This window comes from Microcoleus sp. B4-D4 (genome assembly GCF_036705185.1).
In the GTDB taxonomy this organism is placed as follows: Bacteria; Cyanobacteriota; Cyanobacteriia; order Cyanobacteriales; family Microcoleaceae; genus Microcoleus.
This window is the reverse complement of the sequence record NZ_JAUBTX010000035.1, coordinates 21,350-45,171: the sequence shown is the minus strand read 5'-3', so window position 1 is coordinate 45,171 and position 23,822 is coordinate 21,350. Positions and strand designations below refer to the sequence as shown.

Sequence of the window (23,822 nt, the reverse complement as noted above, 5' to 3'; positions counted from 1 at the left end):
AGGTATAAATGACGCAAGATGCAATCTTCAGTCCCTTCTTTGCAACAGTGTTTATAACACTCTTAGTCTGGGTGTATATGTACATCCGCCGGATTAGTTTTATCACCAGTAAAAAGCTCAGCCAAAAAGATTTTGCTGTCCCGGGCGCACTGGCACAAATTTCGCCAGCAAGCGTATCCAATCCATCAGATAATCTAAAAAACCTGTTCGAGATTCCGATAATTTTTTATGCGCTTGTCCTATATCTGTTCATCACAAAGCAGGTGGATGCAGTGTATGTAAACGCCGCCTGGGTATTCGTTGTGTTTCGCGCATTGCACAGTGCTGTCCATTGCACGTTCAATCTCATCATCCTTCGGTTCTACCTCTATTTATTTTCCACGCTTGCGGTGTGGTTCATCGCGCTCCGCGCAGCACTTATCCACTTTGGCACGTAGGTATGCTATTACCGTATTTTCTTCTCAATTTGACTGCTTAAGCTATTGGCTTGGGATGACGCTGAAGGCATCTTCACTGTCTACCTTGAAAGATTAGGCTCCCTAACATTGCCCTTTTCACTGCTGCTGAGATGTTTGAACAGCCAGTATCGCGGGTGCTGTTCGTGCAGTTTTATATAGCACGCGAGATTTTCCAGTCGATCGATGAAAGTATGACCCAGGAAGCGATCGACTTTATGGCGAGTCTTTTGAAGCAAAGAAATCCCAGCTTGGGGGAGGCGCAATGCAGCCTGTTAGCGGAGGTTTGCGTTCACAGCAGTAATGCTGTCATTCTGTCGGCACTTCGCAACCGGGATCGACAGCACCGCCAACAACTGGTACAGCAGATTGAGGATTTGTTGGTGTCGTATTTAGAGCCATATGTGGGGGAAGGTAGGTTGAGCGATGTAATGAAAGTAATGAAATGTCCTCATTGTCAATCTGAGCAGTTGTCCAAAAACGGTTATCGACGGGGGAAGCAGTGCTATCGCTGTCAGGAATGTGGCAAACAGTTTGTCGATAATTCCCAGCGATCGGTTATGTTGAAAATGAATTTGGTCGATCGGATGTGAGTATCGAGCCACATATTGATACCCATATCTATTAATTAATAATTGTGATGCCTCAACTTGTTTGAGGGCTGCACAAAACGCGAATTGGTTAAAATTCAGCAGCAATCTGGAATGATGAAATAATCGATTGCCGAATCGGGATCTGAATCAGAAACTCAGTGCCAGATCCAAGTTCAGAAAAACACTTGATTTTACCGCGATGTTTTTCAGTAATGATTTGATAACTAATCGACATCCCCAAACCCGTACCTTTCCCGATGGGTTTGGTGGTGAAAAAGGGGTCAAAAATGCGCTGCTTCACTGGGTCTGGCATACCGATTCCGTTATCAGCGATCGCCACCTCCACCCATTGATTGTCGATCGCAGAAGTCCGAATCGTAATCTGGTTTGGGGTATCTTTAAGCTCCTGATAGGAGCGTTTGGTATTCATCTCATCTAGGGCATCCAGGGCATTGACCAAAATATTCATGAATACCTGATTGAGTTGTCCGGGGAAACATTCCACCTTCGGCAAAGTGCCATAGTCTTTGATTACTACCACACCTGGACACTCTGGTTGATCTTTGAGCCGGTGTTGCAAAATCAGCAATGTACTTTCAATTCCCTCATGAATATCAACATCTTTGAAGTCTGCTTCATCCATACGAGAAAAGTTTCGCAACGAGAGAACAATACTGCGAATTCGATCGGTGCCTACCTTCATAGATGAGATCATCTTTTGGATATCTTCTGTGAGGAATTCCAAATCAATTTCCTCTGCCATTGCTTGCACGTCTGGATCGTTGCTGGGATGCCGCTGTTGATAGAGTTCGATCATCCGCAGCAGATCTTGGGTGTATTCGTCCAGGTGGGTGAGATTACCGTGGATGAAGTTGACCGGGTTATTGATTTCATGGGCAATTCCCGCAACCAATTGTCCCAAGCTAGACATTTTTTCGCTTTGGATAACTTGCATCTGAGCTTTTTGCAGTTCGTTGAGCGTCGTCTCCAGTTCTTTAGCTTGTGCCGTCGAGGAGATTGCTAGTTCTTCGATCGCAGCAACCTGGGGCAGACTTGTCCAGCAAGCAATTGCCACCCCCACAAATGCCAGCGTCATCAACACAATAATCAGCAGATAGGGATTTTTGGTTCCGGCTTCTAACCGCAGCCAGGATCTGATCAGCCAACTGATTGTCGCTGTACCACAAATCAGCGCGATCAACATTGCAACCTGAAACACTATAAAATCTTCGTTTTTAGGAGGAGTTACTGGCTTGGCATGGAGTCGATCCCACCACGGTAAGTGTAAAGGTGCCCAAGGAATCCGCCGAATTGCCGCGTCGATCGCGATCACTACTAACGGCAACAGCAATCCGAGACCAAAATTCATCCATCCCCAGGCAACACCACCCACCACCAGGGAAATGAACTCCACCACCAGTAATGCTAAGGATAGTCGCCCCCAACGCACGACTGGATCGTTGCGCTGCATCCACAGCCCCAAGTGGAACCCCATGATAGAAATGAAAAAACTCACCCCTGACACCACGACAATTCGAGTGGTGTTGCCCCAGACTAAAAATCCTAAACTACAGATAAAGGTTAGCAGCAGGGCGGGTTCTAGGGAACCCCGACGGGACACTGCACCAAACACTGGAGACAACAGCCCATCCTGCGCGAGTTGGAAAAGGATGCGGGGCGTATTGCAAACGCTAGTCGCAGATCCCAACAAACAGCTAGCAGCAACCAGCAAAGTGACTATGACAGGGGCAGCGTCTCCCCAGAAAGGCTTGGCAGCCACCAAGAAATTGCCGTACAAATTGCCTTCTAAACCGGAAGCGGTTGCCAACTGCACCAACACTAAAGTGCCACCGACAAACACCAGAGGCATGAACCAGGCAACCCAAGACAGGGCCTTGAGGGTGTCTTTTGGGTGGAGACTGTCTGCTACAAAGGATGAAGCTGTGTCACAGCCATAGAAGCTATAAGCGGCAAACAAGTACCATTTCAGCCAGTCCTGGACACTGATGGCATCAATGCTGCTGGGCAAGAGTCCGGGGCTTTGGGGCGCAAAGGCAAGCCAGCCTAAACCCTGAACGCAGAAGAGGAGTAAAAAGCCGATCGAAGGAAAGACAAAAAAGAGGTGCAGAATGGCGACGGCGCGGGTGCCACTGAATGCTAAAAAGTAAGCGATCGCAGTAAAACCGATCTCAAACACTTTTTCTGGAATATTCAGCCCCATCGGTTCTAAATGGAATTGGATCAAATCTGTGATGACGATCGCATTAATGGCCGGAAAGGAAACCCACCCCAAGAAGTAGGCAATCCCCAAGTAGCGGGAAAGGGCAGGGTAACGATCGAGCAGTCGCGTGATGTAATTGGGTGTTCCCCCAGATATATCTGGATATTTCTCACCCAAACTCTGAACTTGAAGGTTAAACAGAATTCCGACGATCACACCAGGAATCCAGACCAACAGCGATGCCGAGCCAATTTCTGCTTGCATCGACGGCGCTAAGGTAAACCACATCAGATATCCAACCACACTAAACCCCCAAGCTTCCGCAGAGGACATTGTGCGCCGGAGGCGATTCAGAAATGGCACACGATCTATTTCCATAACAAGCAGATAAAAGTAATCCTATTGTGATACAAGTGTAATTTCCACAGCCCAGAAAAAAAACCCTACCTAGTGTTTCCTTCTCGGGCCCAAAATTGTCAGCTCGATCTAATGTAGCGGTGAAAGATTGAGGCGTAATCAGTTAAGGTTGCTAGCGATCGCAATACTCAATACCCAATACTTCAAAATTACCAGTGGGTCGATCGCTTTTCAATGAGCGTGCGTAAGCGTTGCCCTCGAAGAGGATCGCTCTCTTAGTTTCTAGTCCGATCGTTCTTTTTTGTGAGACATATAGATATCCTATAATTAAAGCTGTTGGTGTCGTACTACGATGATTTCTATGCTACAAATTACAAGCTGAATACCGATCGACAGTGGGACATTAGCATGAGAATTGACCGAGTAGAAATCGCAAACTTCAAGAAATTTTCAGACTATACCCTTGACTTGCATCCCCAATTTACCTTGCTAGTTGGGGACAATGGCACAGGTAAAACGACGATCCTCGATGCTTTGGCGATCGCGGCTGGAATTTGGCTGGTCAACTCCCCCGACACAACCCTCAACAATAGCCGCCGTAACATTCTTCCCTCAGAAATTCGCTTAGAAGCGATCGAATCCGACACCATCACCCAATTTATAGAACGAAAACCCGTCCAGATTAAAGCGATCGGCACGATTAACAGTCAGCCAGTCCAATGGCTCAGACAAATCAAAACTAACGGCTCTAGAACCTCCAACACAGCCAAACAAGCTCTAGAAATTATCTCCACTTTATTTCAACAGGTTGAAGAAGGCGAAAAAATTTGGCTACCCATCATCGCCTACTACGGAGCAGGTCGAGCTTGGCTACCCTCCAACCAACGCGACCCCAAAGCCACTACCCACACCAGCCCCGCCCGCCGTTGGGATGCCTTCTATGACTGCTTTGAAGAACGGATTAGAATCGCCGATCTCCATACTTGGTTTCAGAAAGAAGCGATCGCTTCGGTCAATCGACAGGGACAAATGCGCCCTGGTTACAAGGTCGTAAAGTTGGCTATTTTGCGTTGTATTCCCAATGCAAATGACCTATGGTTTGACCCCGAGCGATCGGAAATTGTTGTTTCTATCCAAGGCAACCCCCAACCCTTTAGTAACCTTAGTGCCGGTCAAAAAATGATGGTAGGTCTAATTGCCGATATTGCCATCAAAATCGTTACTCAAAATGCCTCTTTCCTAACCGAAAAATCAGAAGATATATCTAGTCAAAAATTGCCTCTGATTTTGCAAGAAACACCAGGGCTAGTCTTAATTGATGAAATAGATGTACATCTCCATCCGAAATGGCAACGTCAAGTCGTAGATGACCTCACCAAAACCTTCCCCTCAATCCAGTTTGTTTGCACTTCCCATTCGCCGCTTGTTATTGGTGAAGTCGAAGCAAGCTGTATTAGAAGCCTCGAACGTGATGAAGAAACTGGCAAAGTTATTTCTACAATTCCCTTAGAATCTTATGGTCTTGATGCCAACCGAATACTAGAGGAGCAGATGGGAGCGTCAGAACGTAATCAAGAGGTAGCAGACAAGCTTCACGCTCTTTTTAGACTAATTGATGATGAAAATTTTGATGGCGCACGTCAAGCTATGATGCCCCTTGTTGAAAAAATTGGACACCAAGCTCCTGAGATTACTCAAGCTCGATCGCTGATTAAATTCTTAGAAGGTAATGAATGAAAAACATCCAGAAAAAGACCGAACCAACCTCGTTGACACAGCATCGGTGCAATACAAATAGTGACTATGATAACTATGCCGAAAAAGATGACCTGAGAGCAAGTCTGGTGAGCGAGCAAAGAGGAATTTGCTGTTACTGTATGCGACGGATTCGTCCTGACTCAGAAAACATGAAAATTGAACACTGGCAAAGCCAAGATATATACCCTCAGAGACAGCTAGAATACAATAATCTCCTTGGGGCTTGTCGAGGAGGAGAAGGGCAAAAGAAAGATAAACAGCACTGTGACACAAAAAAAGGAAATCTCGATCTAACTTTTAACCCTGCCGATCCATCTCATAACGTCGAAGGTAAAATACGTTTCTTGGCAGACGGTAAAGTTGTATCAAATGATCGCCAATTCGATAAAGAAATCAATGAAGTCTTGAATTTGAATGAAAAGGCGTTGGTTGGTAATCGTCAAGCAGTATTAAAAGCCTTTCGCAAAGGATTGATTCAAAAACAACCCTCTGATGCAGATATACGAAAAGAACTACGCAAGTGGAATGGCGATAATGGAGGAGAACTAGAGCCATTTTGTCAGGTTGTTGTTTATTATCTTCGTAAAAAGATTGCGAAAATGAAATCAAAATAACTTCTGAATGAACTTTTCAAAATGCGATCGAAGATGTCCTCCCAGAACCGATCGCCATTAGAGGGAGGAGGACGCATCCTTCTGTCAGCATGGCACCGAGGGAGAGACAAAACAGATGCTACACGTTGGCTTTGCCAAATCGTTGCAGAATGTTAAAGAAATTTTCTTGTGTTTGATGAGAATGATTAGACTGAAACTATAGCAGTTCTCAGTAACATAAGGTACGCCTCTAGATGAGTCGATACAGATTCTGAACGATCGTAATGAATATGTACCAGATGGCAATCCAAATATCAACGAACATTTTGTCAGGCATCCCTCAAATTATAAGCTGCGGGTCAAGTTGGTTGCTAATTGCAGTGAGTGCGTTGCGAAAATAGGTCGATCGACCTAATATTTTTTACTTTCAAATCGATTTCTCATAACTCTTGTGGGGAGTAGGGGTTAGGCATCCTGCCCGCCATAAAGCTTAACATTCTGCCCGCCTGAAACGTTAATTTTGAATAAAGGACAAAGGACAGTTGACAAATTGCGATCGCTGCCCGAGCAGGCATAAAAGATATATGATAATCTTTTACAAATTTTTACGGCTCCATGAGGAACCCGAAAAGATATATCATTATCTTAACCAGATCATTTCTTCCCAGATATGTTCTACTGCTCAAATCCAAGGTGCTCTAATCCTTTCAATCCCGACAACTCTAAATTTTGTCAAAGTTGCGGTGAATCAGACCTCACACCTCTCTTCAGAAACCGCTACCGCGTGATTGGACTGTTGGGCGAAGGAGGATTTGGCAGAACTTATGAAGCGGTAGATATTGATCGCCTGGACGATCCGTGCGTCATCAAGCAGTTTGTGCCCCAAGTTCAGGGAACATCAGCACTTCAAAAGGCTACAGAACTGTTTAAGCAAGAAGCGAAACGACTTTACGAACTCGGCGAACATCCCCAAATCCCTCGATTAATTGCTTATTTTGAACAAGATGCGCGGCTTTATTTAGTACAAGAATTGATTGAAGGGCAAAATTTACTGGCTGAATTAACTCAGCAGGGCGCTTTTAACGAAGAAAAAATTTGGCAGTTGCTGGCAGATATTTTACCGATTCTGAAATTTGTGCACGATCGCCATGTCATTCATCGAGACATCAAACTTGAGAATATCATCCGCCGCCGCACCTCTGTTAGCTCATCCGCGCCCAAGTCTGCAAATTTTCGCAATTCGGCTTTCCGCAGAGGAGGGCGGGGAGAGTTAGTTTTGATTGATTTCGGCGTTTCCAAACAAGTTACGGGTTCCCATCTAAGCAAAGTCGGCACCACCGTAGGAACGCCCGGATATTCCCCGGTAGAACAAATGCGGGGTCAAGTTTTCCCCGGAAGCGATTTGTATAGTTTGGGGATAACTTGTCTCAGACTGCTAACTAAATGTTTGCCACAAGTTGACGGTTTCGATGACCTTTACGACCCGATTAACGGCGGCTGGATTTGGAGAGAACGCTTACCAGCAGGCACAAAAATCAGCAGCGAATTAGCAATAATTTTAGATAAATTAATTCAAGATTATCTCAAAAATAGATATCAATCTGCTGATGAAGTAATCAAAGCTTTAAATCTCTATTCTCTACCTCCCCCACCTGACTGTGGTAATGGCGGACAACATACTTTAAATTATGCTCAGCCCAAGGTAGCCCTACCTCCGTTCAATGCTTATTTGAACGAGATTGAACAACTTGCTCTCAATAGTCAGAGCCAGCGAAGCCGACAAATAAACAGCAATATCTCTGTTAATCCGAGTGGAAAATCCCACACCACTCCGCCTCGGAGCAAAGTAACACAAAGTATTGCTAATGTCAAAAGCACCTTTGAATTTCAGGTAGTGACAGTAGACAATCGCGGACAGCAAACTAATATTAACAGCCGCAGAGCGCGTTTTTTTGAAGAACATATCGGCAGCGGTACAGTCATGGAAATGGTATCTGTTCCTGGCGGTACTTTCCTGATGGGCAGCCAAAAAGATCGGGGTGACAGCGACGAAAAACCGCAGCACTCAGTAACTTTAGCTGCTTTCTATATTGGTAAATTTCCAGTCACTCAGTCGCAATGGACAGCAGTGGCAGCACTGCCGGAAATTAAAATGTTTCTCAATCCTGAGCCTTCCCGTTTTAAAGGTGTAAATCGACCGATCGAAAATGTATCTTGGTACGAAGCGGTGGAGTTTTGCGCTAGACTTTCTCGCAAAACTGGTAAGAAGTATAGCTTGCCTAGCGAGGCGCAATGGGAATATGCTTGCCGGGGGCAAACTATGACGGCGTTTCACTTTGGGGAAACGATTACCAGCGAGTTAGCAAATTATAACGGAAATGCTAATGAGGCTGATGCGCCGAAGGGAGTTTATCGATTTCAAACGACAGATGTTGGCAGTTTTAAACCCAATGCTTTCGGATTGTACGATTTCCACGGCAATGTATGGGAATGGTGCGCGGATGCTTGGCACAGTAATTATAAAGGTGCGCCTGTTGATGGCAGTGTTTGGGTGTCTGGCGGCGACTATTCGCTGAGGTTATTGCGGGGGGGTTCTTGGAACGATCGCCCTCCGAATTGTCGCAGCGCGTGCCGGCTTCGATATCAGCCGGATTGTAAGGCTAGTATTGTGGGTTTTCGTGTGGTTGTTTCTGTTGTTTGATATTGTGTTGGCTTCTATTTTAAACACCCTAAAACAAGTTCGATAGTTCGGACTTTAATCCTTAAAATCCTACGACTAAAGTCCGAACTACAAACACCAGTTTCTACCTTAGCTTAACTAGCCTTCTTCTGAGGAGCCACCATGCGTTCTACACTCATAGCAGCCACGCTCAATGTCACTACAGCCATGCCAATAATTGCCAAAGGCTGTAACTTCTCATTGATAATGACAAACCCGAAGAGTGCGGTCATCGCCGGCCCCAAAGTGCCAATTACGGAGGCTAAGGCTGCCCCGGCAAACCGGATAGCAAAATTGTTCAAAAGATAGCTAAACAGCGTCAGCACCCCTAAAACAACGCCTCCAAAAATCAAACCGGGCCATACATTTGGGTCGATTTTAGGAGCTAAATTTTCCGAGAGCGGCACCCACAAACTCAGGGCGGAAAATACAAAAATCGTGGCGAAATTAACTAAACTAAAAGGAATCGGGTGCAGCTTGCCCGCGGCCATTTGCGTCAGCAATACGTAACCTGCAAAGGTAATGCCAGCACCGAGTGCCGCGGCGACTCCCACCCCGACATTGCCGCCGCCGGGAGGTGGCGCTGCAAAACTCGGCCAGCCGGCTAAAATCAAACCTGCGGTAATTCCGCAGATTGCCAAAAAGCCGATCGTGCTTGGGCGAGCGCCAAACAAGATCCAAGAACCGAGTACGGTGACGATCGGGTAAATAAAGAAAATCGTAATCGCAATCCCCGCCGGAATATTGCCGATCGCCAAATAAATCAAAACCTGAGACAAAAACAGAAAAAATGCGCTTCCTAAAACCTTGCTCCACAAAGCCCGATCGCCCGACTGGAACAACCGCCTAATATCTTTCCACACAGAAGGATACAGAAAAGTTGCCAATATTGGCATCAAAGCCATCACCACGATCAGCCGCATCAACAAAATCAACAAAGAATTGCCAAAACCAGGAGTTACAACCCCCGGAACTTCAAACAAGCCAAAAATCATCCGAGGATTTCTGCTTTTAATCAAAATTCTCAAACAAACATTAAACAGCGACAATACCACCGCCGAAGACAAAGCCAGAATCAAACCTGCTTGCACTTGAGAACCTGCTTGAGCAATTGCAGCAGAACCTGAAGAAGGCTGCGGCACAGAGTCCCGCGGCGCATCCACAGGTGTTGGCGCTATAGCTGGCGGGCGGACAGAATTAGCTGATACTTCGGGATAGGAATCTCTAGCATCGAAAGGATTGTCAAGATATTCTTCTTCTTCTTGTTCGAGTTCTTCCCTGATGCGGTTTACAAGATTTTGTAACAGCTCTTCCCCTTGCCGCTCTAGGGTTTGCATATTATTGAGCCGCATGGAAAGCTCGCTTTCATAGCTGCTCAAATCTTGTTCGAGCATCTGGAAACTGCGATCGATCCTTTGATCCAGCGCCGCCAGCAACTCCGAGGCCCGTTCGTCGTAGTTGCTCGGCGGCATCGGTATCGGGAATTCGCCGCTGGGAATGGGGCTGCTGAGAGAATGTCCCGAGTTAGCGCTGAGTTCGCTGAACCGCTGCACCAACAAATCCTGCAAATTGTGAGCCAAAACTTGAGCCAACTGCTTCAGCCACAATTGTTGCTGCTGAATGTATCGCCCAGACAGAGATTCCATTTGCTGGGACTGCAATTTGCGATATTGCTCTCTGAGGTCTTCAATATCGTCAATCAGGTGATTTTTTTCACTTTCGAGCCGAGTAATGTCCTGATTTAACTGGCCTTTGACATTTTGGTGCAAAGCGTCCAGTTCCTGAATCACTGAGTGGAGGACTTCCTCTGCTGATTGTGCATCCCCTGGGTCGTCTTTTGACGAGTATACGTTGCGCTGCGCCATTAGCCTATAACCTCTAATTTAAACTGCACGTTCAGTGTTCTTAAGTATTTTTGCAAAGTAGAGCCCAACTTCCAGTCATTTTCTGTAAAAGATCCCTGACACTGTTTAATCAATATTAGTCGCTTGGGTTGAAGATGTGAGAAAATTGCGATCGCCCCAAAAACACTTTGTGCAATTAGAAATCATACTACAGCTTGACCTGTACACCGATTGCTCTGGGTCATTTTCCGATCTGAAACCAGCTTGCTAAAAGAATGCCGCTGCTGTTGTGCCCCAAACCCCGATTCAGTCACTTCTCTATTTTTTGACCGCAATCGGCAGCGACAGTTTTTGACGCCCAACAGTAGAATGAGGGTTCCAGCGCAATCGGCCTGCATTCGACAACGCTACTGCTGAGTTCCAAACCCAAGTTCTCTTTAAGCATTCGCACAAAACTCCGAGAAACCCGGTTTCTGGGTTAATTTCTCCTCACTAAACCCAAAACTCCGAGAAACCCGGTTTCTGAGGATGTTAAAAGTGTCATTTTTTTACTCGCGAAAGTTTTAAGAGGCGATCGCACCGTCAAAAAGCCACCCCGCGCCATCAAAAAATTAACACATCTCATCCCCAAGAGCAACAGATATGGCATCCGAAATTCATGACAATTTCTTTACAGGCGATCGACAAACTCTGAATATTTCCTCAGAAGCCGAAGTCTTTGTCTTTCCCGCCTCTTTTGCCCAGCAGCGCTTGTGGTTTCTCGACCAATTCGCACCAGAAAACCCTTTCTACAATGTAGTAACAGCACTGCGATTAATCGGTTCCCTCAACTTAACAGCCTTGGAACAAACCTTCAACGAAATAGTGCGGCGACACGAAACTTTGCGAACCACTTTTGCAGCGGTATCAGGTCAACCAATGCAGATAATTTCTCTGAACTCTCAGATAACTTTTAAAATATTAGAACTGCAACATTTGCCGCCAGAACAACGGCAAACAGAAGCCCAGAAAATCACCGCCGCCGAATCTCTGCGCCCTTTCAATTTATCCACCGGGCCCCTGATGCGAGTCACCATTTTGCGGCTGACAGAAACGGAGCATATTCTCTTGCTCAATATGCACCACATAGCCTCCGATGATTGGTCGATCGGCGTGCTAATTCGAGAAATAGAAGCTATCTACACAGCTTTAATAAATCAACAGCCATCTCCCCTGCCAGAATTATCACTTCAATATGCCGACTTTGCCGAGTGGCAGCGCGCTAGGCTGCAAGGAGAAGTATTAGAAACTCAGCTAGTTTATTGGCGGCAGCAATTACACGGAATTTCTGTATTAAATTTGCCCACAGATCGCCCTGCACCAGCTAGGCAAAATTATCGCGGAAAAACTCAATATTTAGAAATGCCGAAACAACTGAAGGACGCACTTGTAGCGCTATCGCAGCGAGAAGGAGCGACTTTATTTATGACACTGCTCGCAGCATTTCAAACTTTGCTTTACCGCTACTCGCAACAAGCAGATATTGTTGTCGGTTCGCCGATCGCCAATCGCAATCGCAGCGAAATAGAAGCATTAATCGGTTTTTTTGTCAACACTTTAGTGCTGCGAACAGACTGCTCGGGAAACCCGACATTTCGAGATTTTTTAGGTCGGGTGCGGGAAGTAACCCTGGGAGCTTACGCTCACCAAGATTTGCCTTTTGAGAAACTGGTTGAGGAATTGCATCCGGAGCGATCGCTCAATCGCCACCCGTTATTTCAAGTGGTATTCGGCCTGCAAAATGCGCCTGTAGACGAGCTAGAATTGCCGGAATTAAAGTTGAGTTCTTTTCATTTGGAGACTCAAACAACGCGCTTTGATTTAGAGCTGCATTTGTGGGAAGCTGCGGATAAGTTTAGGAGCAGGTACGGCGAACAGTGGAAAGATTCGGAAGGGCTCAGAGGCGTAGCTGTGTACAATACGGATTTATTTGATGAAGTTACGATCGCCCGAATGCTGAGGCATTTTAAAACGCTGCTGGAAAGCATTGTCGCTAATCCAGAACAAAGAATTGCTAACTTACCTTTATTGAGCGAGAATGAAGTGAATCAATTATTAATAGAATGCAACAAAACTCGCACAGATTATCCTCAAAATAAGTGCATTCATCAGTTATTTGAAGAGCGGGCCCTGCAGCATCCCGAGGCTGTCGCCCTAACTTTCGACAGCCAGCATTTGACTTACAGAGAACTCAACAGTCGCAGCAACCAACTGGCGCGCTATCTACAAAAACTGGGCGTGGGTGCGGAGGTTTTAGTGGGGCTTTGCGCCGAAAGATCGATCGACCTAATTGTCGGGATGTTGGCTATACTGAAGGCTGGAGGAGCCTACTTACCGTTAGATCCGAGCTATCCGCGCGATCGGCTAAACTTGATGCTGGAAGATGCTCAAGTTAAAGTCTTGCTAATTCAGGATAAATTGATTGAGAATTTCCGAGACTTCTCAAACTCGGTGATTTACTTCGATCGCGACTGGGAAGACATAGCCAAAGAAAGCGCCGAAAATCCCGCCAACACCGTAACAGCAGACAACCTAGCTTACGTTATTTACACATCTGGCTCAACAGGAAAACCCAAGGGAGTTGCTGTCACCCACAAAGCAGTAAATCGGCTGGTACTCAACACCAACTATATAAAAATAGAACCTAGCGATAAAATTGCCCAAGCATCAAACGCTTCATTCGATGCAGCCACATTCGAGATTTGGGGAGCCTTGCTTAACGGCGCTCAACTCGTAGGAATTAGCACAAATATTACCCTTTCGCCTCACGATTTAGCCTTAGAACTGCGCCAACAAGGCATCACGGTTTTGTTTTTAACAACCGCCTTATTTCAACAAATTGCTAGAATATTACCGCAAGCTTTTAATTCGCTGCGCTGCTTGCTGTTTGGCGGAGAAGCGGTCGATATTAGATGGGTGAAAAAAGTTCTAAAACACGCGCCAACCACTCAATTAATTCACGTTTACGGGCCGACAGAAAATACCACATTTTCGGCTTATTATTGCGTGCAAGACGTACCCGAAACCGCAACATCGATCCCCATCGGCCGTCCGATCGCCAACACGGAAATTTATCTCCTCGATGCGGATTTGCAGCCGGTGGCGATCGGTGTTGCAGGTCAATTATACCTCGGCGGCGACGGACTGGCGCGAGGCTACCTCAACCGCCCAGATTTAACCGCTGCTGCATTCATTCCTAACCCTTTTAGCAATAAACCTGGTTCGTACCTTTATAACACAGGTGATTTAGGCCGCTATTGGATTGACGGCAATATCGAGTTTTTAGGCCGGGTTGACGACCAAGTAAAAATTCGCGGCTACCGCATCGAATTGGGAGAAATTGAAGCGGCTTTGTGCCAGCATCCACAAGTGCGCGAAGCAGCAGTAATTGTAAGGGAAGAAATCCCAGACGATAAACATTTGGTAGCTTATGTTGTGACTGACGGCATTAATGAAAAAGCAGAAATTGACACTCTAAAGTCAAGTGAATTGCGCCAATTTTTGAAACAAAAGTTACCGGGATATATGGTTCCTGCAACTTATGCAGTGTTGGATTCCCTACCGCTAACACCCAACGGCAAAGTCGATCACCGCGCTTTGCCTAATATAGATACAAACAGCGAAGATATAACAGACAATTATGTAGCTGCTCGGACTGATATAGAAGAGGTGCTATGTAAAATTTGGGCTAAAGTTTTGGGAAAACAGCAGGTTAGTATCTACGATAATTTCTTTGAATTAGGCGGGCATTCCCTGCTAGCAACTCAGTTAATTTCTCGCATTCGAGACGCTTTGCAAGTCGAATTACCTGTCAGCAATTTGTTTGAGGCTCCGACTGTGGCGAGTTTGGCAAAATACATTGAAACAATGCGCTGGGCTGCGAAAGGTTTGGATACTCCCAGAACCGACGAAAATGAGCGCGAAGATGTGGAATTTTAAGGGCTTACATAATTGCGGGATGATTTTGATTGTTTTGTGAAATGACCGTCCAAAAGTGGGGAGCATCTCTGTTTGACAGCCTGTCTTTTGACATTGTTCATACTTGTGTAGCACAATGGTTTTTTGTCGATATTTTGGCAGACGACAATGAGTAAATTGAACAGCGTTTTGAACCCTTCACTGGTTGCTGAACCTCCCAGTAATCGTTTTTATCGCACCGTTTGGCGATGGCATTTTTATGCAGGCTTGTTTGTTATTCCTTTCATGCTGATTTTGTCAATCACAGGCATCATTTACCTGTTTAAACCGCAATTAGATGCTGCGATGTATCACCAGAATATGTTTGTGCAGCCTGCGGATGTGGTGATGTCTTATACTCAACAGGTGGCAGTTGTTCAACGAACTTATCCTGATGCCAAAGTAACAAAATTTACGCCGAGCGTTGCGTCTAATCGTAGTGCTGAAGTGACGATCGCGACTAAAGATGAAAGAACACTAGCCGTTTTCGTGAATCCTTATACGGCTAAGATTTTAGGCGATCGCGATGAAAATAATAATCTCCAAGCGATCGCACGCAAGATTCACGGCGAACTGATGATCGGAAAATTGGGAGATTACTTAGTAGAGCTTGCTTCCTGTTGGGGGCTTGTGCTGCTGATTACGGGATTGTATCTGTGGTGGCCTCGCCGCAAAGTAACTTTTTTAGGAACATTAATTCCGCGTGTGTGGAGTCAGAATAAGCGGGTATTTTGGCGGGACTTACACGCCGTTTCGGGATTTTATGGCGTATTGCTAATTGGCTTCCTCATCCTCAGTGGACTACCCTGGACAGGTTTTTGGGGAGATACCTTCGCTCGTTTATCGAACTACTACCCTGCACAAATGCGGGATAACGTGCCTCAATCGACAACACTCACAGGCTCCCTCAATCAGCAGGGCAATCAAGTTGTGCCTTGGGCAGTAGAGCAATTACCAATTCCTAAATCGAGTACGCCTAGAGATGAGCATCATTCAGGACACAACGAAGTTATCGGGCGAACTCTTGCTGATACGTCCGTAAATCTAGATTATGTTGTAAATTTAGCTCAAGCAAAAGGCGCACCCCCTGGATTTAGTGTTAGTTTTCCAGAATCTAAAACGGGTGTGTATACGGTTTCGGCATTTCCCAATAATCCGGCGCAAGAAATCACTTTGCACATCGATCAATACAGTGGCAAAGTATTAGCAGATGTGCGATGGAAGGATTACGGGTTAGTACCCAAAGTCGTATCAATGGGAATTTCAATTCACATGGGAAAATATTTTGGATTGAGCAATCAACTACTGATGTTGTTTGCATCCTTAATTTTGATTGTGCTTTCAGTAAGTGGTACGGTGATGTGGTGGCAGCGTCGTCCGAAAGGGACGGGTTGGCTCGGTGCGCCTCCAATGCCCACCCATGTTCAGGGATGGAAAGTGCCACTCGCAATCATTGCTGTTTTAGGGATTGCCTTCCCGCTTGTAGGACTTTCACTCGTCACCGTTCTGCTGTTAGATTATTTCGTGTTGGCTCGTATTCCTGCGCTCAAGCGCATTTTCGGTTAAAGGTGGGAGGGTGACAAAGAGCTCTAGGAACTAGACCGAATCAGTGCGTAGGTTGGGCCGCGAGGGAACAAACCCTCCGTTTCACTCCGCCCAACATTTTCGCTACAATTTTCCTTAACTAGACCTCTTGCAAAAGTCCTTTTCATAAATTTATTGGACGGGCTCTCCGGCCCATCCCACAAGAAAAAATAACTGGGTGCATCTCAGTTTTGCAAATACATCAAATTGAAAGTTGACCGTTGAGATAAGCACAGCGAAGAGCAAGGATAGACGAAACGTTCTCAATATTCCATTGCGCTCCCGATATTTTCACCCTTAATCCAATGCGTTTAATTATTGATTCAATTGTTCCCGAACCAATCGAACTTATGGATTCTTCTTTGTAGTATTGGTAATTTACTATTCGGCAGCGATGGGTTTCTAAATAATTACAAAACGTTTTAAATGCTTGACCTTTAAAGTCTTTAAATATTTTTATAATTTCATCAAGTTTGCCTTGCCATAACATAGTTTCTGCTGATTTTAATCGTTTTATTGAACCCCCTACCTTGTAGAGATTTTCTTTAAGATGATACCAATCTAAGATTTCTTGTCTTTGTTCATGATCTCCAATTTCTTTAAATATGTTCCAAATCCCGGCATGACCATCCCCTAGGCAATACATAGGATGTAGTAATTTTTGGCTATTAGTCCAATCAATTAAATCTTGATTATTTTGAAAAAATGCTCCCGAATAAACATTGTCCAAACACACGGCTTTATAGTCTTTCCAGTAACAGCTCTCGCCTTTGGTTTCGTTGCGTAGTCTGACTTTGCCACCATCTAATGTAATTTCTTTGACTCCTTGTTTAGATGTAGGTAATTCAAATTCTTGTCTCTTGACTAATCTTTGTAATGTACTGTGAGAAATTTTGATTCCCGTAAATTTCTCCAAATCTTTTTCTGCCATTTGATAAGATTCATTGGCACTGATTAAAAGACAGCAATTTTCCATGAGTGGACTAAATTGACTGTAAGCTTTTAAGTCAAAATATTTTGCCTGATTATCTGTAATATCCAGGGAGCCGATTATTGATTTTATTTTTCGGGGTTTTCCTGTTTGAATTCCTGATACTGCTGAAAAAAAAAGCTACCTAGTTCTGGGCCAACTTCTTCTAACATTTTCTGGCGCAGTGATTTTTCTATACTTTCAAAACTTTTTAACTCGGTTGGATCTGTATTTCTGTAAAAAATTTCTGCTACCGCTTGTAAGTGGGATTTTAGCTGTTGTTGGTCTGATGGTGTCATTTTATTTGCCTTATATTTATTTGACGATTTTACTAACTTTTTCATTTTATCTCTTTTTTGACACATTCGCCAAAGTGAGATGCACCCAAATAACTCTTGTGGGATGGGCCGGAGAGCCCGTCCTAGTTATTTTTGCAAGAGGTCTACTGAACCGTATTGGATTTTAACTCACATTTTTAGTCACGAAATTTCAGTGCAGAATGCCCTAACAGCTTGGGCAAACTCTTGGTTGTGTTCCATTAATGCCATGTGTCCTCCTTTCTGTATAGTAACTAGCTCTGCTTGAGGTAATTCTGCTTTCATCCGCAGGCTAGCTGGGGGGGTAGTGGCTATATCTGAATCGCCGCATATCACCAACACAGGAATATCAATCGATCGCAAAGTTTTTGTTTCATCATATTTGAACATTCCCAGTGTGCCGCGAGCGAGAACGCCGGGAGAACCCAAGGCTGATAAGAAAGCTGAGAACTCTAATTGACCGCGCGTTTCAGTGCCTTTAAATCCCGATAATTCTACACTGATGTGCAGTGAACCATTGAGATAGCTCAGCCAAGTCATTGCCCACATAATGGGTTCCAGAGCTGCGGTGACGTAGAGGATAGGTTCCAGCAGCGGCTTCTGCAAAGCGCGTAATAAACTGCTAAAAATAGCGGTATTGACGGGATTAGTATAAGTCGTATCTACCAGAATTAAACCAGCTACTCGACTACCGAGAAGTTCTGGAAACAGCCGACTGAATGTTAGAGAAATCATGCCGCCCATGCTGTGTCCGAGTAGGATAACAGGTTTATTTCCTGCTATGGCAATGACGGCTTCGAGATCGCGGGCAAATTTTTCTAGGGAGTAATCGCTGTTTTTTGGTCGAGTGGATTTTCCCAAACCTGGAAGATCCCAAACAATCACTCGGAAGCGATCGCTTAGTTGCCGTTTCGCGTAATACCAAACCATACTGTTCGGCCCCCAACCATGAGAGAGGATAATCGGCTGTCCGTCCTCTGGGCCGTAGAATTCTACTTGTAAAATAGTGCCATCAGGTCTCTCTACCCGCTGCACCGTACCCGTCCGGGTCGGCTTGGGTTCGTCAGCACCGGGGCGGCGGAACAGCGGCAAACTGATAAAGCGGCCGCCAACAGACCAAAGAAGCATCAAGACTCCGCTGACTAAGTAGGAAATCCCTACAAGTGCGCCGATGTACCATTCGTAAATAATGTATATACCTCCGCCAAGTACCCCGACGGACAGCAGTCCCACCAGCCATAGGAACAGGAAATTGAAGGGCATGAACGGCATAAGCTGAAACCTTGGGTAGGATTTTGGTTGCGGATTCAAACAGAATCATACTTAGGTTAGGCCACAGTCGGCAAGGGGTAAGTTAAGCTCTTAATTTGTGCGCTTGTAGAATTTCTTTTATTGATTTGCAAAAGTAATCATAGGATGACTCAAAATGCCAGAGCCAACAATATCGAGTTCATCGGCAAATGTAAGAGATTCTGTCACGGTAGAGTTAATAGAGTTTTTATCTTACCTTCGCAGTCTAGATATTAATATTTTTATTGAGGGCTATATTCTGCGCTGCAACGCTCCCGAAGGAATTATTACACCCGAATTGCGCGCCGAAATATCTCAGAAAAAAGCCGAAATAATTTTATTTTTACAAGCAGCTAATCGTACTTCTAGTTTCACTCCTACACCGATTGTTCCGATGGGGCGGGACGGAAATTTACCGCTTTCCTTTGCACAGCAGCGCTTGTGGTTTCTCGACCAATTAGTACCGAACAATCCCTTCTATAATGTTCCCGCAGCATTGCGTTTGACAGGTTCGCTCAATTTTTCGGCGCTGCAACAAACCTTCAATGAAATTGTGCGCCGCCACGAAGCTTTACGCACGACTTTAGCAGTAGTTTCGGGGCAACCCGTTCAGAGAATAGCTGCCGCTTTCCACCTCCCGATTAATGTAGTGGACTTGCGAAATTTGCCAAAGGAATCTCGACAAACTGAAGCAAACAGACTCACCGCCCAGGAAGCTCAACGCTCTTTCAATTTGTCCAAGGACTTGTTGCTGCGAGTCACATTATTGCAGTTAGATGATGCCGAATATTTGCTGATGCTGAATATGCACCACATTGTCTCCGATGGTTGGTCTATCGGAGTGCTAATTCAGGAATTAGGCGCGCTTTACACGGCATTTGCTAGCGAAAAACCTTCGCCTTTACCGGATTTGTCGATCCAGTATGCTGATTTTGCCAAATGGCAGCGCGAATGGCTGCAAGGGGAAGTTTTAGAAACGCAGCTTGCTTACTGGCGACAGCAGTTAAACGGCATTTCTATGCTAAATCTGCCTGCGGATCGCCCCAGGCCAGCAATTCAAAGTTACCGAGGCAAAAGGCAATTTTTGCAACTGCCAAAACAACTGAGCGAGGCTTTAGAAACGTTGAGCCAGCGCGAAGGAGTGACGCTGTTTATGACAATGCTGGCAGCTTTTAAAACGTTGCTTTACCATTACGCCCAGCAAGAAGATATTGTTGTAGGTTCGCCGATCGCCAATCGCAACCGCAGTGAAATAGAAGCATTGATCGGGTTTTTTGTCAACAGTTTGGTGCTGCGTACAGATTTGTCGGGAAATCCAACTTTTCGGGAACTTTTAAACCGAGTCAAAGAGGTAGCATTAGGAGCTTACGCTCACCAAGATTTGCCGTTTGAGAAGTTAGTAGAAGAACTGCACCCCGATCGCGCGTTGAACCAAAATCCCTTATTTCAGGTGGCGTTTGCGCTGCAAAACGCGCCGGGGAATCAGTTAGAATTGCCAGAATTAACACTCAGCCCGCAGCAGTTAGATGTAGGTACAGCGCGGTTTGATTTGGAGTTTCATTTGTGGGAGCGATCGCCCAACAGCTCGGGAAGCAACCAATCGCCCAGCAATAAGCTGTGGGTTGATAGCTCCGAGGGCATCAGCGGCATGGTTATTTACAGCGCAGATTTATTTGATGAAGCTACGATCGCCCGCCTGATCGGGCATTTTCAAACCTTGTTAGAAAGCATTGTGGCAAATCCCGAACAGCGCATAGGAAATTTGCAATATTTGAGCGCCAAAGAGCGCTATCATTTGTTAGTTGAATGCAACAACACTCAGGCGGATTATCCGCAGGATTTGTGCATCCATCAGCTATTTGAAATGCAGGCAGATCGGACACCCGATGCAGTGGCGCTGGTATTTGGAGAGGAGCGAGTCACATACCAGCAGCTCAATCTCCGCAGCAACCAACTAGCACGTTATCTGCAAAAAATGGGGGTTGGGGCGGAAGTTTTAGTCGGGCTTTGCTGCGGGCGATCGCTCGATCTGATTGTGGGGATGTTGGGTATCCTGAAAGCGGGAGGAGCTTACTTAATTTTAGATCCGAGCTATCCTGCTGAGCGATCGAGCTTTATGATAAAAGATGCTCAATTATCTGTTGTGTTAACTCAGCAGCAATGGGTAGAGAATTTGCGTGAAGCGAAGCTATCCCGCAGGGAATCGCCCAATGTACAGATAGTTTGTTTAGACACAGACTGGGAGATGATTTCCCAAGAAATCGCCGACAATCCCACCAGCGCAGTCACAGCCGAAAATCTGGTTTACGCGATTTACACCTCCGGGTCCACGGGAAAGCCGAAAGGAGTGGAAATTGAGCACGGGAGCTTGTTAAATCTCGTTTTTTGGCATCAAAAAGAGTTTGGGGTGTCAGCGGGCGATCGAACAACGCAAATTGCAGCGATCGGCTTTGATGCTTGCGGGTGGGAAATTTGGCCTTATCTCGCCGCCGGAGCTAGCATCTACTTTCCAGAAGATGACATCAGGCGAGATCCGGAAAAACTGCAAAACTGGTTAGTATCAAACGCCATTACAATTAGCTTTTTGCCAACACCTTTAGCAGAGAAAGTTTTGCTATTAGATTGGCCTCAAACAACAGCGTTGCGAATCTTGCTCGCAGGCGGCGAAAAACTGCAACAACATCCTTTAAAATCCCATCCATTTAAGCTCGTAAATAATTACGGCCCAACCGAGAACACCGTCGTCACAACTTCCGGTTATATTCCTGTAACAGAGCAAACAGACATCGCCCCGACAATTGGCCGCCCCATTGCTAACACTCAAATCTACATATTAGACAAATATTTGCAGCCAGTGGCGATCGGCGTTGTTGGCGAATTGTACATCGGCGGAAACGGACTCGCTCGCGGCTACCTCAACCGCCCAGATTTAACCGCACAAAGCTTTATTGTCAATCCTTTTAAACCAAATTCAGACACCATTCTCAATGACTTGTTTACGAACAGGCAAGATGCCTGTTCCACAATAAAATACATCTCTTGTGGAACAGGCATCTTGCCTGTTCATAATAATAGTGCAACATCTCAGTTTAAACCAAATTCAGGAGAGCAAATTTACAAAACCGGCGACTTAGTGCGCTACCGAAGCGACTGCAACCTTGAATTTTTAGGACGCATTGACGAACAAGTAAAAATTCGCGGTTTCCGCATCGAATTAGGAGAAATCGAAACAGTATTAACTCAACATCCGGCGGTACAGCAAACCGCAGCTACAACCTCGGAAGATGTAGAAGGAAATAAACGTTTAATAGCTTATGTCGCCCTCAATGCAGAATATAGCGTTGCCCGCGAAAATAACCAAATCATGCAATTGCAGGACGAACAGGTTTTGCAGTGGCAAATGCTCTACAATGAAACTTACGATCGACCAGCAGTTGACTCAGATCCAACATTTAATATAGTCGGCTGGAATAGCAGTTATACCAATCAGCCAATCCCAGCAGAACAGGTGCGCGACTGGGCGAACAATCAAGCAGCCCAAATTTTAGCTTTGGAGCCGCAGCGAGTCTTAGAAATTGGCTGCGGTACGGGCTTAATGCTGTTTCAAATTGCACCTCACTGCACTGAATATTGCGCCACAGATTTTTCCCCAATTTCGATTAATTACATTCAGCAGCACTTGGCTAATCAACAGTTAGCTAATGTAACGCTGCGGCAGAAAATGGCGACTGACTTTGAAGGAGTAGAGACAGCAGCTTTTGACGCAGTAATTCTCAACTCTGTCGTGCAATATTTTCCGAATATCGACTATCTCGTGCAGGTGCTAGAAGGTGCGGTGAAAGCAACTGCTCCCGGCGGCTTTATATTCATCGGAGATGTCCGCAGCTTGCCGTTGCTGGCAGCTTTCCACGCTTCGGTACAACTGTATCAAGCCGAACCTTCTCTCGCGGGCGAACAGTTGCAGCAGCGAGTACAAATGCAAATTTTTCAAGAAACAGAGTTAGTTATTGAACCAGATTTTTTTAGCGCATTAAAGCACTGCTTTCCGCAGATTAGCGGCGTAGAGATTCAATTAGTTCGCGGTAGTTACCACAATGAGTTAACTGATTTTCGGTACAATGCGATTCTGCATATTGCGTCTGAAAGCGAACTCCCAAAATCCCCTGACGAACGGGAGTTGCGGGGAGCAAAATTGCTGGATTGGTCGGCTGAAAATCATAATTTGACTGTTACAAACGTGCAACAAATATTATTGAAAAATCAACTCGATATTTTAAGAATTGCTAATGTGCCAAATGCGCGGCTAATGGCAGCAGTTAAGGCGGCAGAATTGCTGTCTGTTGTCGATAAATTTCCAACAGCAGGTCAGTTGCAGAAAGCCGTGGAAAAAGTCGAGAATTTAGGAGTCGATCCCGAAGCGTGGTATGCTTTGGAAGTTCCGTATAATGTTAATATTAGTTGGTCTAATTCCGACAGTCAAGGGCGCTACGATGTAGTGTTTGCACGGGGCGAAACCAGAGATTTTGGGCAAGAAACCAGAAGCGATAACTTGCGTCCTTGGCGCTCTTATGCTAACAATCCCTTACAAGCTAAAGCAGCGCGTAAATTAGTGCCACAGTTGCAGGCTTATCTAGCAGAAAAACTGCCGGAATATATGGTTCCGTCGGCTTTTGTGGTGCTGGAGTCGCTACCGGTGACGGCTAACGGAAAGGTCGATCGCCTCGCTTTGCCTGCACCGGAGCCAATTAAGTTAGAATGGGCTGGCAGTTATGTTGCGCCTCATACTTCTATTGAGGAAGTTTTAGTGAAAATTTGGGTTGAGGTTTTGGGGATAAAGCGAGTGGGTATCCGGGACAATTTCTTTGAATTGGGAGGCCATTCGCTGCTGGCGACTCAGCTTGTTTCTAGAGTGCGAGATGCTTTCGCGGTAGAGTTGCCTTTGCGAAGCGTTTTTGAAGCGCCGACAATCGGAGAATTGTCTAAGATTGTGGAGAGTTTAAAAGAGAGCAAGGTTAATATTAAAGCTCCGGCGTTAGTGGCTATTTCTCGCGAAAGTCGGCGGATGAAGCTATCATCTTTTGAGCGAGAAAGTAAATAAAATTAAGGCGGTTGAACGGGTGCAATT

Annotated in this window: 12 protein-coding genes; 8 read left to right on the top strand and 4 right to left on the bottom strand. The window is 45.5% G+C overall.

Features of this window, described 5'->3' with window-relative positions; genetic code table 11:
* Nucleotides 1-8: 8 nt before the first annotated feature.
* On the top strand, nt 9-437 hold the full coding sequence (locus tag QUB13_RS22115; protein WP_333384805.1) for an MAPEG family protein: 429 nt from the start codon (nt 9-11) through the stop codon (nt 435-437).
* Between the two features lie 131 nt (nt 438-568).
* Nucleotides 569-1,048, top strand: coding sequence for an IS1/IS1595 family N-terminal zinc-binding domain-containing protein (locus QUB13_RS30540; protein WP_442922193.1), 480 nt, complete (start codon nt 569-571; stop codon nt 1,046-1,048).
* Nucleotides 1,049-1,136: 88 nt separating this feature from the next.
* Here the strand turns inward: QUB13_RS30540 and QUB13_RS22100 are convergent, their stop codons facing one another.
* Nucleotides 1,137-3,647, bottom strand: coding sequence for an ATP-binding protein (locus tag QUB13_RS22100; RefSeq protein WP_333384802.1), 2,511 nt, complete (start codon nt 3,645-3,647; stop codon nt 1,137-1,139).
* A 318-nt stretch (nt 3,648-3,965) separates the two neighbouring features.
* Between QUB13_RS22100 and QUB13_RS22095 the strand changes: the two genes are divergently transcribed.
* The 3 genes from QUB13_RS22095 to QUB13_RS22085 all read left to right on the top strand — a co-directional run bounded on the left by QUB13_RS22095 (nt 3,966) and on the right by QUB13_RS22085 (nt 8,678).
* Nucleotides 3,966-5,363: an AAA family ATPase gene (locus tag QUB13_RS22095; protein WP_333384799.1), complete on the top strand. Its 1,398-nt coding sequence runs from the start codon at nt 3,966-3,968 to the stop codon at nt 5,361-5,363.
* A complete protein-coding gene (locus tag QUB13_RS22090) occupies nt 5,360-5,998 on the top strand; it encodes a retron system putative HNH endonuclease (protein WP_333384796.1) in 639 nt (212 codons plus the stop codon). The genes QUB13_RS22095 and QUB13_RS22090 overlap by 4 nt, the downstream gene beginning before the upstream one ends.
* A 649-nt stretch (nt 5,999-6,647) precedes the next feature.
* Nucleotides 6,648-8,678 (top strand): SUMF1/EgtB/PvdO family nonheme iron enzyme, encoded by a 2,031-nt coding sequence (locus QUB13_RS22085; RefSeq protein ID WP_442922192.1) that lies wholly within the window; start codon nt 6,648-6,650, stop codon nt 8,676-8,678.
* A gap of 113 nt (nt 8,679-8,791) precedes the next feature.
* Here QUB13_RS22085 and QUB13_RS22080 read toward each other — a convergent pair whose 3' ends face one another.
* Nucleotides 8,792-10,561, bottom strand: coding sequence for a DMT family transporter (locus QUB13_RS22080; RefSeq protein WP_333384790.1), 1,770 nt, complete (start codon nt 10,559-10,561; stop codon nt 8,792-8,794).
* Between the two features lie 621 nt (nt 10,562-11,182).
* Between QUB13_RS22080 and QUB13_RS22075 the strand changes: the two genes are divergently transcribed.
* Together QUB13_RS22075 and QUB13_RS22070 are read left to right on the top strand one after the other, a co-directional pair.
* Entirely contained in the window at nt 11,183-14,518 is a 3,336-nt protein-coding gene (locus QUB13_RS22075; RefSeq protein ID WP_333384786.1) for a non-ribosomal peptide synthetase, read from the top strand.
* A 147-nt stretch (nt 14,519-14,665) separates the two neighbouring features.
* The gene (locus QUB13_RS22070) at nt 14,666-16,102 is read left to right on the top strand and encodes a PepSY-associated TM helix domain-containing protein (RefSeq protein WP_333384783.1); all 1,437 of its coding nucleotides are present in this window, start codon (nt 14,666-14,668) and stop codon (nt 16,100-16,102) included.
* A 220-nt stretch (nt 16,103-16,322) separates the two neighbouring features.
* Here QUB13_RS22070 and QUB13_RS22065 read toward each other — a convergent pair.
* Nucleotides 16,323-17,389 (bottom strand): ISKra4 family transposase gene (locus tag QUB13_RS22065; RefSeq protein WP_333384858.1). Its coding sequence is split into 2 segments (ribosomal slippage): nt 16,323-17,221 and nt 17,221-17,389, totalling 1,068 coding nucleotides; the frame shifts between segments, so codons are not numbered across the junction.
* Between the two features lie 180 nt (nt 17,390-17,569).
* Nucleotides 17,570-18,670: an alpha/beta fold hydrolase gene (locus QUB13_RS22060; protein ID WP_333384780.1), complete on the bottom strand. Its 1,101-nt coding sequence runs from the start codon at nt 18,668-18,670 to the stop codon at nt 17,570-17,572.
* 163 nt (nt 18,671-18,833) lie between these two features.
* Here QUB13_RS22060 and QUB13_RS22055 point away from each other — a divergent pair, with 163 nt between their 5' ends.
* Complete coding sequence (locus QUB13_RS22055; protein ID WP_333384777.1) at nt 18,834-23,795, top strand: amino acid adenylation domain-containing protein; 4,962 nt, start codon at nt 18,834-18,836, stop codon at nt 23,793-23,795.
* Nucleotides 23,796-23,822 lie beyond the last annotated feature (27 nt).